This window comes from Martelella lutilitoris (assembly GCF_016598595.1).
Classification (GTDB): domain Bacteria; phylum Pseudomonadota; class Alphaproteobacteria; order Rhizobiales; family Rhizobiaceae; genus Martelella; species Martelella lutilitoris_A.
Map to the genome: position 1 here is coordinate 1,564,415 of NZ_CP066786.1, position 15,578 is coordinate 1,579,992.

The following is a 15,578-nucleotide window of genomic DNA, read 5'->3' on the forward strand; positions in this document are numbered from 1 at the left end:
TCGCCACTCAATAAAGCGGTTCAGGCCGAAATGGAAGCTCCTCCGCCGCTGCTGCACGGTTTTCCGGCACTTCAGCCCCGCCAGTACATCGGCATCAGGATGACGGCGACGGTGAGGATTTCGAGACGGCCGAGCAGCATCAGCACAGACAGAAGGTAAAGCTCCGGATCGGCGAAGCTCGAGAAATTGCCGGAGGGGCCGATGATATTGCCGAGACCCGGGCCGACATTCGAGAGCGCCGTCAGAACGGCCGACGTCGCCGTGATCAGGTCATAGCCGAAGGCGGCCATGGCGAGGCTGCCGAAGGCCCACAGAAGAATATAGGCCGTGAAGAACATCGAGACGGCGCGCTGCGTCTCCGAATCGACGCTCAGACGGCCGTAGCGGATCGAGTAGACGGCATTCGGATAGATCAGTTTCTTCATGCCGGTGGACAGCATGTTGTAGAGAATCAGGAAGCGGTAGGACTTGATGCCGCCGGCCGTCGAGCCCGAGCACCCGCCCATGAAGGTGAGGAAGAAGACCATCACCACGGCAAACGCCCCCCAGGCGGTGTAGTCGGTGCTGGCGAAACCCGTGGTCGACAGGATGGAGGACACGTTGAACAGCGACTGGACCAGCGCGTTGACGAAGTCCATTTGCCCGTCGAGGCTGATATAGAGCGCCAGAAGAAAGGCCGCGATCGCCAGATAGGACAGAAACAGGATGATCTGCGGGTCGCGCAGCGTATCGAGACGGCCGCGGACCACGAACAGGATCAGGATCGAGAAGGGCAGGCTGCACAGCGTCATGAAGAAGCTTGCGATCAAGAGCAGCCTCGGATTGTCGAAATAGCCGAACGAGGCGTCATGCGTCGAGAAGCCGCCTGTCGCCACCGTCGTCAGCGCATGATTGACGGCATCGAAATGCGACATGCCTGCCAGGTCGTAGGAGACAGCGCAGGCAATGGTGATGCCGACATAGATGGCCAGGAACGCCCTGGTGAAACTTGCCATGCGGGCGAAGGGCTTGTCGCTCGTGTCCGATGATTCCATCTTGAAGAAGGCCATGCCGCCGATGCGCAGGAACGGCAGGATGAAGAGCCCGAGGGCGACGATGCCGATGCCGCCCATCCATTGCAAAAGCGAGCGCCAGAGCAGGAGGCCGGGCGCCGCGTCGTCCAGGCCTGTCAGGACCGTGGAGCCCGTGGTGGTGATGGCCGAGACGGCCTCGAACAGCGCCTGGGCGAAGGTCAGGTCCCCGCGCGCCAGGAAGATCGGGATCGAGCCGACCAGCGCGAAGGTCATCCACAGGAGGTTGACGAGAAAAAAGCCAAGCCTGCGGCTGAAGGGCGGAGGATTGCCGCGCATGGCGACGGCGGTGACGACGCTGGTGCCGCCCACCATGAAGCCGCAGATGGCGAAGACCTGCCAGTCGTCATTGGCATAATAGAGGTCGGCCATGGCCGGCACGAACATGGCGGCGGCAAGGTAGATCCCGCAAATGGCCGCGATATAGAAAGCAGACCGCAATAGAGTGGCGTTCAAGGAGACCGTACCCTGTCATACTCTGTGTCATTAGCGGGGTTTTTCCAAACCCGTGATCTATGCCATAGCGGTGTAGCGGCACAAACTCAATGGGAAGCAGAAGAATGCGCGACGAAGTGAGAGAAGCGACCACGGCCTTGCGGCAATTGTTCGGGCCGACCCCGCTCCAGCGCAATGCCCACCTGAGCGCTGCGTTCGAGGCCGACATTTATCTGAAGCGCGAGGACCTGACGCCGGTGCGCTCCTACAAGCTGCGCGGCGCCTTCAACTTCATGCGCAAGCGCATGGCCGAAGGCGGCGGCGACAGGGTGTTCGCCTGCGCCTCTGCCGGCAATCACGCCCAGGGCTTTGCCTATTGCTGCCGCCATTTCGGCGTTCAGGGCGTCGTCTTCATGCCGGTGACGACGCCGCAGCAGAAGATTGACAAGACCCGGATTTTCGGTGCCGGTCACATCCGCATCGAGCTTGTCGGGGATATCTTCGATGTCTGCTACGCAGCTGCGAAGGCCTTTGTCGAAGCGAATGACGGCGTGATGGTGCCGCCTTTCGACGATCCCGACATCATCGAGGGACAGGCGAGCGTTGCCGCCGAGATCGAGGCCGAATGGCCGGAGGAGGGCGGGCTGCCGGACCTGATCGTCATGCCGGTCGGCGGCGGCGGCCTTTCGGCGGGCATTACCGGTTACTTCAACGGGCAGCTTGCTGACGAGGCCTTCCTCTTCGCGGAGCCCGCGGGCGCGCCGAGCCTGAGGCGCTCGCTTGAGGCGGGCGAAATCGTGACGCTGGACGAGGTCGACAATTTCGTCGACGGCGCCGCCGTCGCCCGGATCGGCGATGCCAATTTCGCGGCGCTCGGCCGGTTTTCGCCCGAACAGGTGATGCTGGTGCCGGAAAACGCGATCTGCGCGACGATGACCGAGATGCTGAATGTCGAGGGGGTCGTGCTGGAGCCGGCGGGGGCACTGGCGCTGACCGCGCTTTCCATGCTGCCGCCGGAGAGGGTGCGCGGCCGCAGGATTGTCGTTCTGGTTTCCGGCGGCAATTTCGACTTCGACCGGCTTCCGGACGTCAAGGAGCGGGCGATGCGTTATGCGGGGCTCAAGAAATATTTCATCCTGCGGCTGCCGCAGCGCCCGGGAGCGCTCAAGGATTTCCTCAATCTTCTCGGCCCGCAGGATGACATCGCCCGTTTCGAATATCTGAAGAAATCGGCGCGCAATTTCGGCTCGATCCTGATCGGCATCGAAACCGCGAAGCCGGAAAATTTCGCCGCCTTGTTTGAGAAGATGACGGAAAGCGGTCTCAGATATCAGGATATCACCGAAAACGAGATCCTGGCCAACCTGATCATCTGAGCGCGGGGAAGAAGCTTTGTCGCGGTCCAAAGACCCGCGCGAGACTGGCGAAACCCGGAACGATCGGTTAAGAACGCTTAAAAAGGGAGTTTTGTTTTATGGCATCGTTTTTCTCGAAGCTCGGTTCTCTGTTTTCCGGCGCTGGCGGCGGCCAGGAGAACGAGCAGGCCGTCAAGTCGATCGTTCACGAGGACTGCATCATCTTCGCCGAGCCGGTGAAGGAGGGCGCCCAGTACCGGCTTCAGGGCCGGATCGAGAAGGAAGTCGGTGACGAGACGCTGGTTCGCACCTTCATCCGGGCCGACCTGTTCGCCTCGCAGGACGAAGCCATCGAGTGGAGCCTCAAGAAAGGCAAGCAGATCGTCGACCAGAACGGCAGATCGCTGTTTTCCGACGGCGAGAAGCACCGCACGGCCTGAACGGGCCGTCGGAAGCTTCGTGCTGCCGAGACGTGAACAGGCAAGGGCGATCCAGACGAAGAACAGGCCGGGCTTTCTCAACAGGCGGAAGCCCTTTGGCGCTTTGTCGGTCTCGCCGGTTTTCTTTCGGACCTTGCGCGCCCGCATCGCAGGCGCCGGGGCGCACGAGGCCGGTCCCGGATCGTGTCCCGCTGACTGCTCCGGGTCTGTCTGGCGGGTGCGGGGCTTTGCGGGGGTGCCGGACAAGGGCCGGGCGGCTCAGTGTGTTGACAAAGCCTGCTCCAATTCCCGGCCGTCATGCTCGGGCTTGTTGTACGGCCTTGATACTTACCTGACAGATGTTCGGAGATATGCCTGACACTTCCCGGATAGCAATCCGGGAGGTTGGGATGGGGTGGGAGGCGAAGTCTGCGGTGGATCAACGGTTGGCGTTTTGCCGACTTTGTGCGCTTGAGGGCGCGAATGTTTCGCAATTGTGCCTGCGCTTCGGTATATCTCGCCAGGCGGGTTATGTCTGGTTGAAGCGTGTCAGGTCAGGCGAGGCGGCGCAGGATCGCTCGCGGCGTCCGCACAGCAGTCCGCGGCGCACCGATCGGGCGGTCGAGCAGGCGGTGCGCGATGCGCGTCCAGCCTAGGGTGCCCGCAAGATTGCGTGCATGCCGGAGCGTTCGGGGAACGATCCGCCGGCGGCCTCGTCCGTCCATGCTATCCTGGTCCGTCACAAAAGGGAACGCAACGCACGAGCGCGCGGCCCGGCTTATGGACGTTTCGCGCGCGAAGCGCCAAGCCTGCTGTGGCAGATGGACTTCAAAGGACGTTTTCAGCTCGTCTCGGGGGACTGGTGTCATCCGCTCACCGTCCTTGATGATCATTCGCGGTTTGCCGTCGCGCGCTGGCTGCCGCAGACCGGCTACATGTGGAAGATCAGCAGGTAGCTCGTCAGTATGGCGATCCCGAAAAAGGAGATCCACACCGGCATGTTGAACGACGCCGCGGCGGGCATTTGCGTGTGCTGCTCTTTCTCGACCGCGCTTCCGCTATGCGTTTCCAGCGCAGCGAGGCTATAGCTGCCGCAACGGCGGCAAACGCGCCCAGTATCCTGCACCATCATGCAATCGGTACATTTGTAGCGAGCCATGTTCGGTTCCTCTCCCGATATGGCAAAGTATAATCCCGAATGGCAGCGCAATCAAGGCATTATAACAATGTAATTTATTGTTAACGTTGAGGAAATTACACGATTGACGGGCTGTTTGGCTTGCTGGCTTCTAGCGGCCAAAGCATCTCTGCTAAGCGTTTGATTTGCTAATATTATGCGTCGTCAGCGCTTCCGAAGGCGAGCGCCGCCGCGAAACGCGGAAAACCTCAAGAGTTCGCCGTCTCCGACGATGAAGCCTGAGCACAAACGATTGAAAACAACCGCCACAAGCCGAAACCGAATCCGTCGCGGCGAAAAAGAAAATCTTGGCTGGGAAGGGATGGTGGGCGATGAGAAACCGCCTGCTGCAAAAGAAACCAACCGCTTACGGGCATTTGAGACAAAAGAAAAAGATCAACGAAAACAGTGTTTTTCAATTTCCGGTGTCTCACGTTTTCAGCCTGCGAATCACCCGACTTCGCAAGTTACGCAGACGCTTCACAAGAAGCGCTATGACGTCGGCAGTGCGATCATTTCAGCCCTGACTGAACGCTTCCAGCTGAGCGCCCTTCAGGCCAGCGTCGCGGCCAAGCTGGGCCGTGAGGTCGAGCAGGGGAGGCAGGCATGAGCGTTGACGATTATACCCGCCTGCGCCTGTCATGGCTTGATCAGGTTTTCGAAGACGAGGCTTTGAGCAAGAGCGCGGCCACCAATGTGGCGTTCTTCATCTCCAAGCACTTCAATCGCCAGCGCTTCAACGACAGCGGCATTTTCAGCGCATGGCCGAGTTATGCCACGCTGGCGGAGAAAGTCGGCTGTACGGAGCGCACAGTCCAGAGCGCTGTCCGCCTGCTTGCCAAGCGCGGTCACTTGAAGACCAAGGGCAAGGGCGGGCGCAACTGCACGTTGACCTACTTCGCTGTTTTGAAGCGTTCGGAGCAGCAAGAACAGCCCGAAATCCTCGCTGAAAAAGGTGGAAACACATTTCCACGTTTTGTGCAGGACGATGAAATTGACGCTGCGAAAGGTGGAAATCCGACGTCCGAAACGTGGAAATCTGACGGTGCAAAAGGTAGAAGCCAGTTTCCTACAAACTCTTTGAATAAATCTTTGAATGAACCCTTTGAGTTAGGCGCGCGCGCGGAAGCCGAAATCACCCCGCTCCCGCAACAGCCAGCCGAAGAGCAGAAGGTTCGGGATGAAGGGAGTAGGTTGCATTCTCACAACATCACGCCAGCCTCAGCGGCGGTTGCAGTGCTGTCTGCCTTGATCAAGGGACCGGGACCACTGCCACCACCACCGCCTATCGTTCGCAGAGACCCAAGGCCCGAGTGGCTGATGGATCACCAAGCGAACCATGGATGGCCGAACGTCTACGAGAACCTCGGGAACCCCGAGCACTGGGCAGAGGCCTTCGACGATCTGGCTTATGAGATGGAACCCGTTGCAGCCTCGAAGGACAATCGCCTGTGGCGTGAATGGGCAGCGGTCTATCGCAAGAGAGGCTGGCCGCTGCCGCCTGCGCAGGATCAGCTGGTCCATTTCCCCGACTGCGGCCCGAAGGGCTTTGACGGCTTCCTTGCGCGCCTTGATGCAGCCCTGAGGGAGGAAGCGATCAGCGAGGCGGGCAACGTCCTGAGGATTGCGGCGCGATGACAGGGCAGAGAGGGCGGATATGACGGCCAGAGACCGCGCTCGGGTCCTTCCTTTAGGCCCTGATGCGGGTATTTGGCACCCCGCGATTTCAGTCACTGAGAGTAAATTTTATACCTAAAAACAATTGGTTAGTTTGGAATGGGTATGCAGGAAACGCATAGCAATACCGCCGATCCGGCGCTCTCGCAGATGCCGCGAAGCCTTTCGAAATCGGCCTTCGCGAAGTTTGTCGAGGTCTCGCCTGGACGCATCTCGCAGATGGTCAAGCAGGGCCTGCCGGTCGAGGCAGATGGCAAGATCGACGTGGCGCGCGGCAAGCTCTGGATCTCCGAGAACATCAACCACACCCGCGCCGCCTCTCACGCCAAGGGGCCAACGCTGTTCGGAGAGGAAAAGCAAAAGACCTCGCTCACCGCAGAGCGCGCCCGGCTGGCGAAGGAACAGGCCGACGCGGCCGAGATCAAGAACGCCATCCTGCGCAAGGAACTGGTTCATGCCTCGGACGTCGAGCGGGAATGGGCGGCGGTCCTGCGCAAGGTCCGCGCTGGCGTCCTCGCCGTTCCCTCCCGCGTCCGCCAGCTTCTGCCGCACCTGACCCCGCATGACGTCGAAGTCTTCGACAACGAACTCCGCCGCGCCCTTGAGGATCTCGCCAATGACGACTGACACCCTTGCGAACGTTCGCAAAAGCGCCCTCGCTGCCCTGATGCCGCCGCCGAAGCGCAGGCTTTCCGACTGGATCGAGGAAACGATCATGCTGCCCGATGACGTGTCGGCGCTGCCCGGTTCCGTCCGCCTCTGGCCCTTCCAGCGCGATATTGCCGATGCCATCGGTGATCCGCTTATCGAGCGCGTCACGCTGGTCAAACCCGTCCGCGTTGGCTTCACAACGCTGCTGACCGGCGCCCTTGCCGGGTATATCGCCAATGATCCGTCACCGATCCTCTGCCTTTTGCCGACAGAAGCGGATTGCCGCGACTACATGGTCTCGGATATCGAGCCGATCTTCAACGCCTCGCCGGACTTGACCGGGCTTCTGGCCCGTGGCGGCAGCGACGGCGAGCGCAACACGCTCATGGCAAGGCGCTTTCCCGGCGGCTCTCTGAAGGTTGTTGCGGCCAAGGCACCGCGTAACCTGCGCCGCCACAATGTCCGCGTTCTGCTTTGCGATGAGGTGGACGGGATGGAGAACGGCGCGGAAGGCTCGCCGATCCTGCTGGCCGAACGGCGCACGTTGTCCTTTGCCGACCGCAAGATCGTGATCGGTTCAACGCCGGTCTATGCCAATACAAGCCACGTCCTGCGCTCCTATGAGCAATCCGACAAGCGGGTGTTTGAGGTTCCGTGCCCGGAATGCGGCGAATTCCACGAGATCCAGTGGAAGGATATCCAGTGGCCAGAGGGCGAGCCGGAGCGCGCCGCCTATCACTGCCCGTCATGCGGCTGCGAGATCGAAGAACGATGGAAGCCGCAAATGGTCTCAGACGGCCGCTGGCGGGCCACACAGCCCGAAGTGACCGATCATGCGGGTTTCCGCCTCAACGCGCTTGTGTCGCTTCTGGCGAACGCCTCATGGGCCAAACTGGCGAAGGAGTTTCTTACCGCCAAGGATGACCCGGCGCTGTTGCAGGTGTTCACCAACACCATTCTGGCCGAAGGCTGGAACGAGGCAGGCGAGGAGCTGGACGAGAATGACCTCTACAGCCGCCGCGAGGCCTTCGGGCTTGAACCGGTCCCGCAAGAGGCGCTTGCGCTCACAGCGGGCGTTGACGTCCAGAGAGACCGGCTTGAGATTTCCTTTCTCGGCTGGACGGAAGCGGGCGAGTGCCTGGTCCTCGGTCATCGCGTCATCTGGGGCAGTCCGCACGACGAGGAAACGTGGGCCGAACTCGAAAGCCTGCTCTCGACACGCTGGCCGCATGCCCTCGGCGGGCGCATGGGGCTTGATGCCGCCGTGGTCGACAGCGGCGACGGCGAGACCATGGAGCGGGTCTATGCCTTCTGCTTTCCGCGTTACCGGCGCAAGATCGTTGCGGGAAAGGGTGTCGCCGGGAACCGGCAATGGATCGAGCGCTCAAAGACCAAGCGCGGCGGCAATCTGTTTCTGGTGGGGGTTGATGGCCTGAAGGCCCATATCGTGGCGAGGCTGGCCCGTGGGCGCACGATCCGCTTCGCGAATGACCTACCGCCTGTCTGGTTCGAACAGCTTGCCAGTGAGCGGCTGGTGGTGCGCTATTCGCGGGGGCAGCCGTCACGGCGCTTTGAGCGGATACCCGGAAGGGCGGCCGAGGCGCTGGACTGTGTTGTCTATGGCTTTGCTGCGCGGCAGTTGGTCAATGTGAACTGGCTTCAGCGGGCGGATGATCTGAGGCATGATTTGCCGCAGGGTCGGCAGGAGGTGCAGAGGGTGGTAAGGAGCAAATGGTTGCAGTAAGTCTCAAAAGAATCAGGCCGACCCCTAGTCAAATAAACTCTTTATCCGGTTTCCCAAAGAAACACCCAATTCATAAAATACACTCAAATCAAGCCCTTTAGCATCTTCTCTCTCTGATTTGTACTTTATCTTATCTATTTTGTCGCTTTTTATGTATGTAACTACGTTGTCAGAAACATTTCTTGCTACCGTGATATCATGAAACCTTCTAATTAATCTATAGTCCACACATTTATTGTCTGTACAAATAGAATATATTCCTTTTATATTTGATTCAGAATAATATTTAATAAATGTATTAATAACAGAGTAATTATAAATTATCGCCATAAATATAATTACGTTTGAAACGAAGTGAATAAAAGGAGGTATTTTCCCCGAGAATCTATCTTCTAGGCTCCAGTGCAGTAGCATGGTTGCAAACAAAATCGCAAAAGAAGAGAAGAATACGAAATATTTGTAAGGAAGGAATAATTTTAGCGGCCAAATTATTAATATCAGAAGAAAAGCATATACAAGGTTTTTTCCTTCCTTGTTGAGCGGGGGGTCACCAACCATCCCGGCGCCGTCGGCGCTAACGACAAATATCATAAAAATAGATATCATAGAGAATATAATTGGTGAAACTATTAATGTTTTACCTATAATGTCGTATAGGCTTACATAAGAAATTACTCCATTGCCGATTACGGCTAACTCACCCAAAGTGTAGCTTACGCCGAATAGAAAACTCAATCCAATCACCATTGGAGAGTACTTCGCCCACCAATCCGGAGATTTTAAAACAAAACCTTTTGGGTAAATTTGTATTTCTTCTTTCAACCTTTTGGGGCTCCGAATTTGCTTTAAGTGGTCGATATTATTTTGTGGGCAGAAATTCATAATCCGAATTCCACCAGAGCCCATCCGCTTTTTTTGGAAATTTCTCTTCGTCTATTTCGCTTACGCCCTCAATCAGGGCGTGATGCCAGATGTTGTTCATTACTGGCACTACCGCTCCTTCTTCACCATTCATGGACGTGATTGATATGAAGCATCCACGCTGAACTTCTTCGTGTGAATCTCGATCAAACTCAAGGTAGTTCTGCATCAACCATTTGGAGTGGTACATTTTCTCGGCTGTCTCATCGGGTCGTAAAAAGAAGCCTGATTTTCCAGTATCGGTTTCGTAACCTAAGACGAACGCACCTGTAACTTCGGATTCTTTTACGGGCCTAATAAAGCCAATGTCTTCGAGGATAAGGTCATCAGAGTCGCTAACACTCACCGTATGGCAAAGTGCGCCTCCATCGACCCATACGGTGCCATTCCCGCCATTAAAAAACACAACAGTGAGGCTGTCCATCGAGACACTCGTGATATGCGCATAAACACCAAGAGTCATCTGCTCTGAAGCGATATACCTCATCAGGGAAGGGATTCTATCTATTAACAACGTTCCCACTGAAAGTATTGCGACTGTCAATGCCAGCGCGGCATTCGAAATTTCGAAGTGCCTTCTATAGTTTTGAAAACCTCCGCAATGCTTGCACTTGGTTGCTCCGGCGGGAATGGATTCGGCGCACTGGACACAGTGTACACTATCTTTTTGATATTCGGCGTCGTCACTCATACCAACGTACCCGCATTTTCCTGGATGCGCCTTTGATCAACGCTTCTTAAAGCGAACTCCGGCACCTTCGCCATTTTCTTCGACGAATACTACTCCCGCCTTTTCCAGTGCTGCAACTACAGCAGACCTATTTGCCTCAGTCATTGACAACTCACCGTCTTGCGCCTCTGCGCGGCGGACGGTTGCTACTCCGATTTTTGCTGCCTGCGCCAGGTCGTTAGCAGTCCAGCGGAGCAGAGCACGAGCAGCTCGGATTTGATCACTTGTGATCGGTTTCATATCATATGATTTTCTATTGATCGATAAGGTGTCACGTGATAGATAAACTATCACTTGGTTTGAAAAGCATCAACGGAGCAACGCGAATGAACGCTCATTTTCGCGAACGGGACAACTATGTCCGCATTACAGAACTCACCCCAGAGCTGAAGCGCAAGATCGAGGACGCGGTCGAAAACCTGCTGATGATCCTCGATGCCTATGACGGCGAGGCGGAAGACGAGGACGACGGCAGCGACGAGCCGGTGAACGGATGGCCCAATCAGGGGCAGTTTTCCAATAACGCCATGTCCTGCGATGACGAGCGGGAAGTCGACAATTCGGAATACGAGCCTTGGCTTGGCTGGACGACGTCAGGACTTCCCGGCGCATCGTATGACCGCGACCTCGAAATCAATGGCGACGAGAACGAGCCGTTTTGCGGTTGGACCGAAGAACTCGATCAGGATGAGGAATACAGGGTCAAAGATACCGGACCGCAGGAATGGAGCTACCATTACGGCTTCGACCTTAGCGGTGTCCGTGTAGCGACCGACCTGCTTTCGGAAAAGGTCGGACGCCGGGCAGCGAATCGCGCCGCGCCGCTGTTGGTCTATCAGGATTTCGTCCGGGGAAATGCGACCTGAGATAACCAGCCTGGAGTTAATGAGATGAAACGGGCCGGGAATAATCCAAAATAATACACTGGTATTTTTTGTTCGGATGTGGTTTTAATGCGCTCATGAAACCGAAGCAGACTGCCCCCGAATATATCTATCCCCTCTCCACCATGATTGCCGTCGTCGGCGTGAAGCAGATCACGTTCAACAAATGGCGGATCCGCAATGGCCTGTTTCCGCGTACGCAACAGGAAAAGGGATGGAGCTATTACTCCGTTGCCGACATCTGCACGGCCACGGCCGTCAAGGGCATGACCGCACAGGGCGCACAGGCCAAGTTTGCGATTGAAGCTGCAATGGCGCTGCTGCCGCGCTTTGAGGCCATCGACCGGGCAGCACGGGAGCACGGCGAAGACGAGACCCGGCTGGATGATGTTCTGGTGAACACGGTCGCCGTGATCATGAGCGACGACGACGCCGAAGAACACGACGACGCCGAGGTCGATATCGAATTCTATTCGCCGACGGTTTCGCTTCAGACGGTTTTGAAGACGGCCGACAACCGGAACCGGATCGGCTGGAATGCCGCAAGCTTCCTCGACCTGTTCGAGATCTACAAATCGGTTCTGTTCTCGCTTCAGCTTCTCGACCCCGAAGCCTTTCCGACCCCCGTTGAACGGGAGCGGATGACCGCCGAAGCCCTGCTCGAAGCGCTTCAAGCCAACCACTAAGCCGACCGGTCATAACGGGAGCGAATAGATAAGCTGATGGCATCCTATATTAGAAAACTCTTTCACAAGAGGAACAAAACGGACGCAAAGCATGGCCGTAGCGTGAACGCTGCGGCCTTCTGGCCTGATGATCCCCGCACAGTGTCCGCAAGCCGGGACATTCGCGCGTCCACGCAGATCGTCGGTCAGCGCGTCGCAGGGCTTTATCTGAACGACCCGGTTGTCCGCTCTGCTGTCGAGATCATCGTCTCCATGCTGGTCGGTGATGGCGTTCGTCTGAAGCATGCGGATGCAGAGATCGCCAAGGGCTTCAACAGCCGCCGCTTTGACCCTTCCGAAGAACAGAGCCTGCTTTCCCTTCAACGCGCCGTGGCCCGCTCCTGGGCCGTCTACGGCGAAGCGCTGGCGCTGATGCGCTCCCTTGAGGGCGAGGTTTCCGTCCAGATGCTGCACCCCGATCAGCTTGAACGGGCAAAGAGCGAAGACCTCGGCAATGGCCGGGTGATCATTGCGGGCGTTGAATTCGATGAATTCGACCGCATCGTCGCTTACTGGATCCTGCCGCAGTCGCCGGACGATCCCTTTGGCGTCTATCGCCCGTCGCAGCGCTTCGAGGCTGCCAACGTGCTGCATATCTTCGAACGTGAGTTTCCCGGCCAGACGCGTGGCATCTCCCCGCTGGTCTCGGTCCTGCCTGTTCTGAACACGGCCAGCATTGCCGTTGATGCCGGGCTTAAAAAGCTTCAGGTGGCGGCGCTCTTTACCGCCTTTCTGACCACGCCGGACGGCTCGGACGTCTTCAGCGGCGATGTGAAGCCCTCCATGGAGCCGGGCGCAACGGTTCGCCTTAATCCCGGCGAAAGCGTTGACATGGCCGAAGGCGGCGAGGCGGGCGACCTGCCTGCTTTCCTCAAGATCCTCTACCGGCAGGTGGCCGCTGCCATCGGCTGCACCTACGAGGATCTGATCGGCGATCTTGAGGGCGTGAACTATTCGAGCTTCCGTGGCGGTGCCCTGACGGCACGGCGCAAGGCGGATGCCCGCCGCACCCTTCTGATCATCGATGGCTTTCTCGTGCCGCTCTATCGCCGTTGGCGAGCCATTGAAGCGCTTCGCGGCAATCTCTCGGTCGAGATCGAGGATCCCGAATGGATCGAGCCCTCGTGGCCGCAGGTGGACCCGATGAAGGAAGCGCAGGCCGATATCGATCTGGTCGATGCGGGCCTCAAGAGCCGCAAGGAAGTCATCGAAGGCCGGGGCCGCGACTTCGAAACGGTCGAGGCCGAGATTGCGGCCGACACTTTCACCCCAAAAACAGCCAAGGCCAAAGCGCCGGAACAGGAGGCCATCGAAGAATGACGCTTCTCATGCGCAGGACGCAAGCGCGCCCGAACTCATACGATCCCGAAACCCGCAGCTTCACCGTGATTGCTGCCACCGAAGCGCCGGTTGATCGCGGCGATCATATCGAGGTGCTCGACCTCGATGCCTTCTTTGCCGCAGGCCTGCCCGAAAGCCTGCCGCTTCAGACCGACCATTCCCAAAGTGTCCGCGACACGGTCGGCCGCATGAACAACTTCCGGATTGAGACCATCGACGGCAGGCGCGCGCTTGTCGCCGATGCCGTGCTTTCCGGCCGTGCCGACAATGACGCCCTTGCCGCCAACCTGAAGGATGGTGCGCAGACGGGTTTCTCGGTCGGTTACACCGTTTCCCGCTGGCAGAAGTCGAAGGACGGCCAGACGGGAAAGCCGATGCGACGCGCCGTTGCCGGGCGGTTCGTTGAGGGTTCGCTTGTCATCAACCCGGCAGACGCAAACGCCTTTGTGAGGATGGACACCATGGAAACAGAAACGCAGACCGGCAACGAAAACGCCGGTCTCGATGATGCAACGCTGCGCACGATTGCCCGCTCGGCAGGCATCGCAGACGCCACGATTGACACCGTGCTTTCCCGTGGCGGCGACAATGAAGCTCGCATGCGCGGCCTGCTTGAAAGCCTCGGCACTGCACCGCTGGTTCGCAGCGCCGGAAACCACAATGAAGACACGCTCGATAACCCGCAGGTGCTTTGCCGTGCGGCCATCGATGCCTTTGACGCCATCAACCGGGGACAGGCACCGACCGGGGCCGCTTCCGCCGTCTTTGCCGAAGGCGAAGCCGCCTTCGCCCGCCGGATCCTGCGCAATGCCGGGCAGAACATCGCCGGTCTTTCCGATGCGATGGTTCTGCGCAACGCTGCCGCCACCGCCGATTATGCGATCATCGCGGGCGGGACGTTCAATCTCTCCATGCGCCGGGAGTATGAAGCGGCACTCTCCCCGATTGCCACGCTCTTCGGCGAGACGACGGTCGAGACCTTCAACAAGGAAACCTCCGGCCTTGTTGACTGGACGACGCTTGCCATTGGCGACAAGCTGGAAAACGGCCACTACAAGGCCTCTTACGTTGACGAAAGCGGCGAGACGATCTTTGTCTCGACCATTGGCGGGGTAACGTCCGTTTCCCGCGAGCTTTCGATCAATGCCGGTTCGCGGCTTGGCGATATGGGGTCCAAGTATGGCCGCAGGCTTGCCGCTGACCTTGCAGACCGGCAGGTCGCATTCCTCGAACAGAGTGACGGGGCAGGCCCGAAGATGGCCGACGGTAAGGCCGTGTTCCATGCCAGCCGGGGCAATATTGGTGTCTTCGAAGACCCGGCCGACACTGGCGATGCCCTTCAAGACATCAACCTTCTTTTGGAGAAGTCCCGGCAGGTTCTGGCCTTCCGCTCCTCCATGTCGCGCCGGAAGGGCAAGGGCGACGTGATCATCGGTGTGTATCCGACCCACTGGCTTGTCCCGCCGGAATATGAAGCTGACGCCGTGCGTATGGTGTTGGCAACAGCGCCGACCAATATGGCGGAGGTCAACCCGCTGGCGGGAAAGCTGGTGGTTGTCTCGGAGCCGCGTCTCAGCAACGCAAAGCGTAGCTGGCTGGTAGCTGAGCCTGCCAAGATGGACGGGGCGACCCGTGTGCTTCTGCGCGGCAATGAAGCGCCCTTCACCGACAGCCGCCAGAACTTCGACACCGATGCCATCGACTTCAAGATCCGGCAGGACTTCGGCCTCGGCTGGCTGGAATGGCGTTCCTGGACCCGGCTCGATCACACTGAGGCGGTAGGCTGATGACAGTGGACGAGCGCACAGAGCTTCAGGCCCAACTCAGCGAAGCAAAGCAGGCGCTGCACAAGCTCGAAATCGGTCAGAGCGCCGTCACGCTCTCTTATGACGGCGAGAGCATCACCTACACCGCTGCAAACCGCACTTCCCTGCAAGCCTACATCCGCAGGCTTCAGGCCGAACTCGGGGTTCCCACACAGGCGAACCCGCGCATCTTCAACATTCAGGGACGAAAGGGCTACAGGCCATGAAGAACTTCATCCAGCCCGGCAACATTGTCGATCTCACCGCGCCCGCTGGCGGGCTTGCCTCCGGGCAGGCCTATCTCTTCGGATCGCTCTTTGGCGTTGCCACCACAGGCGCCGCAGAAGGCCAGAGACTGGCCGTATCGCTTGAAGGCGTCTTCGACCTGCCCAAGGCCGCAGGCGACAGTCTCGGCGAAGGTGAGGCCGTCTATTGGGACGGAACGGCCATCTCGGCCACGAGCGAGGGCAACACGCTTGTCGGCCATGCCGTGGCCGCTGCGCCCGCCGCTGCAACGACCGTTTACGTCCGCGTCAGAAACTGATGCGGGCAAAGATCGGCGAGGGTGTCTCCGAATCCGCCTTCGCCGAAACGCCAGTCAAGCGCAGGTGACTGGTTAGCGGCGTAATCCTTTGTCCGCCGCT

Annotated in this window: 19 protein-coding genes; 14 read left to right on the top strand and 5 right to left on the bottom strand. The window is 58.6% G+C overall.

Annotated elements, in window-relative coordinates; genetic code table 11:
- Nucleotides 1–71 precede the first annotated feature (71 nt).
- Nucleotides 72–1,526, bottom strand: coding sequence for a TrkH family potassium uptake protein (locus JET14_RS07350; protein WP_200337446.1), 1,455 nt, complete (start codon nucleotides 1,524–1,526; stop codon nucleotides 72–74).
- 104 nt (nucleotides 1,527–1,630) lie between these two features.
- Here JET14_RS07350 and ilvA point away from each other — a divergent pair, with 104 nt between their 5' ends.
- The 4 genes from ilvA (at nucleotide 1,631) to JET14_RS07370 (ending at nucleotide 4,235) form a co-directional block, all read left to right on the top strand.
- Nucleotides 1,631–2,881, top strand: a complete 1,251-nt coding sequence (gene ilvA / locus JET14_RS07355) for a threonine ammonia-lyase (RefSeq protein ID WP_200337447.1) — start codon at nucleotides 1,631–1,633, stop codon at nucleotides 2,879–2,881.
- Nucleotides 2,882–2,979: 98 nt separating this feature from the next.
- Entirely contained in the window at nucleotides 2,980–3,300 is a 321-nt protein-coding gene (locus JET14_RS07360; protein ID WP_200337448.1) for an HlyU family transcriptional regulator, read from the top strand.
- 389 nt (nucleotides 3,301–3,689) lie between these two features.
- Complete coding sequence (locus JET14_RS23040; protein ID WP_200337449.1) at nucleotides 3,690–3,935, top strand: helix-turn-helix domain-containing protein; 246 nt, start codon at nucleotides 3,690–3,692, stop codon at nucleotides 3,933–3,935.
- 21 nt (nucleotides 3,936–3,956) lie between these two features.
- Nucleotides 3,957–4,235: a hypothetical protein gene (locus JET14_RS07370; protein ID WP_200337450.1), complete on the top strand. Its 279-nt coding sequence runs from the start codon at nucleotides 3,957–3,959 to the stop codon at nucleotides 4,233–4,235.
- On the opposite strand, the gene JET14_RS07375 is transcribed toward JET14_RS07370, so the two are convergent.
- Nucleotides 4,211–4,438, bottom strand: a complete 228-nt coding sequence (locus tag JET14_RS07375; RefSeq protein WP_024705985.1) for a hypothetical protein — start codon at nucleotides 4,436–4,438, stop codon at nucleotides 4,211–4,213. The two genes, JET14_RS07370 and JET14_RS07375, sit on opposite strands and share 25 nt — an antisense overlap.
- Before the next feature lie 271 nt (nucleotides 4,439–4,709).
- On the opposite strand from JET14_RS07375, the gene JET14_RS07380 reads away from it, so the two are divergent.
- The 4 genes from JET14_RS07380 to JET14_RS07395 all read left to right on the top strand — a co-directional run bounded on the left by JET14_RS07380 (nucleotide 4,710) and on the right by JET14_RS07395 (nucleotide 8,528).
- A complete protein-coding gene (locus tag JET14_RS07380; RefSeq protein WP_200337451.1) occupies nucleotides 4,710–5,066 on the top strand; it encodes a hypothetical protein in 357 nt (118 codons plus the stop codon).
- The gene (locus JET14_RS07385; RefSeq protein WP_200337452.1) at nucleotides 5,063–6,094 is read left to right on the top strand and encodes a helix-turn-helix domain-containing protein; all 1,032 of its coding nucleotides are present in this window, start codon (nucleotides 5,063–5,065) and stop codon (nucleotides 6,092–6,094) included. Before JET14_RS07380 ends, JET14_RS07385 begins: the two co-directional genes overlap by 4 nt.
- Before the next feature lie 144 nt (nucleotides 6,095–6,238).
- Nucleotides 6,239–6,760, top strand: coding sequence for a DNA packaging protein (locus JET14_RS07390; protein ID WP_200337453.1), 522 nt, complete (start codon nucleotides 6,239–6,241; stop codon nucleotides 6,758–6,760).
- A complete protein-coding gene (locus tag JET14_RS07395) occupies nucleotides 6,750–8,528 on the top strand; it encodes a phage terminase large subunit family protein (protein ID WP_200337454.1) in 1,779 nt (592 codons plus the stop codon). Before JET14_RS07390 ends, JET14_RS07395 begins: the two co-directional genes overlap by 11 nt.
- A 24-nt stretch (nucleotides 8,529–8,552) precedes the next feature.
- On the opposite strand, the gene JET14_RS07400 is transcribed toward JET14_RS07395, so the two are convergent.
- Genes JET14_RS07400 through JET14_RS07410 form a run of 3 tightly spaced genes read right to left on the bottom strand, consistent with a single transcriptional unit; the run spans nucleotide 8,553 to nucleotide 10,419 of the window.
- Nucleotides 8,553–9,350, bottom strand: a complete 798-nt coding sequence (locus tag JET14_RS07400) for a hypothetical protein (RefSeq protein ID WP_200337455.1) — start codon at nucleotides 9,348–9,350, stop codon at nucleotides 8,553–8,555.
- 37 nt (nucleotides 9,351–9,387) lie between these two features.
- Complete coding sequence (locus tag JET14_RS07405) at nucleotides 9,388–10,140, bottom strand: zinc ribbon domain-containing protein (protein WP_200337456.1); 753 nt, start codon at nucleotides 10,138–10,140, stop codon at nucleotides 9,388–9,390.
- Between the two features lie 36 nt (nucleotides 10,141–10,176).
- Nucleotides 10,177–10,419, bottom strand: coding sequence for a helix-turn-helix domain-containing protein (locus JET14_RS07410; RefSeq protein WP_200337457.1), 243 nt, complete (start codon nucleotides 10,417–10,419; stop codon nucleotides 10,177–10,179).
- 86 nt (nucleotides 10,420–10,505) lie between these two features.
- On the opposite strand from JET14_RS07410, the gene JET14_RS07415 reads away from it, so the two are divergent.
- From JET14_RS07415 to JET14_RS07440, 6 genes are all read left to right on the top strand, one after another.
- A complete protein-coding gene (locus JET14_RS07415; RefSeq protein ID WP_200337458.1) occupies nucleotides 10,506–11,045 on the top strand; it encodes a hypothetical protein in 540 nt (179 codons plus the stop codon).
- A 95-nt stretch (nucleotides 11,046–11,140) separates the two neighbouring features.
- Nucleotides 11,141–11,749 (top strand): hypothetical protein, encoded by a 609-nt coding sequence (locus JET14_RS07420; protein WP_200337459.1) that lies wholly within the window; start codon nucleotides 11,141–11,143, stop codon nucleotides 11,747–11,749.
- 141 nt (nucleotides 11,750–11,890) lie between these two features.
- Nucleotides 11,891–13,108: a phage portal protein gene (locus tag JET14_RS07425; protein WP_246750550.1), complete on the top strand. Its 1,218-nt coding sequence runs from the start codon at nucleotides 11,891–11,893 to the stop codon at nucleotides 13,106–13,108.
- Nucleotides 13,105–14,916 carry a hypothetical protein gene (locus JET14_RS07430; protein WP_200337461.1) on the top strand — a complete coding sequence of 604 codons (1,812 nt, stop codon included), beginning with the start codon at nucleotides 13,105–13,107 and terminating at the stop codon, nucleotides 14,914–14,916. The genes JET14_RS07425 and JET14_RS07430 overlap by 4 nt, the downstream gene beginning before the upstream one ends.
- Nucleotides 14,916–15,161, top strand: coding sequence for a gpW family head-tail joining protein (gpW, locus tag JET14_RS07435; protein WP_200337462.1), 246 nt, complete (start codon nucleotides 14,916–14,918; stop codon nucleotides 15,159–15,161). The genes JET14_RS07430 and gpW overlap by 1 nt, the downstream gene beginning before the upstream one ends.
- Nucleotides 15,158–15,478 (top strand): DUF2190 family protein, encoded by a 321-nt coding sequence (locus JET14_RS07440; RefSeq protein ID WP_200337463.1) that lies wholly within the window; start codon nucleotides 15,158–15,160, stop codon nucleotides 15,476–15,478. Before gpW ends, JET14_RS07440 begins: the two co-directional genes overlap by 4 nt.
- The last annotated feature ends 100 nt before the right edge of the window (nucleotides 15,479–15,578 follow it).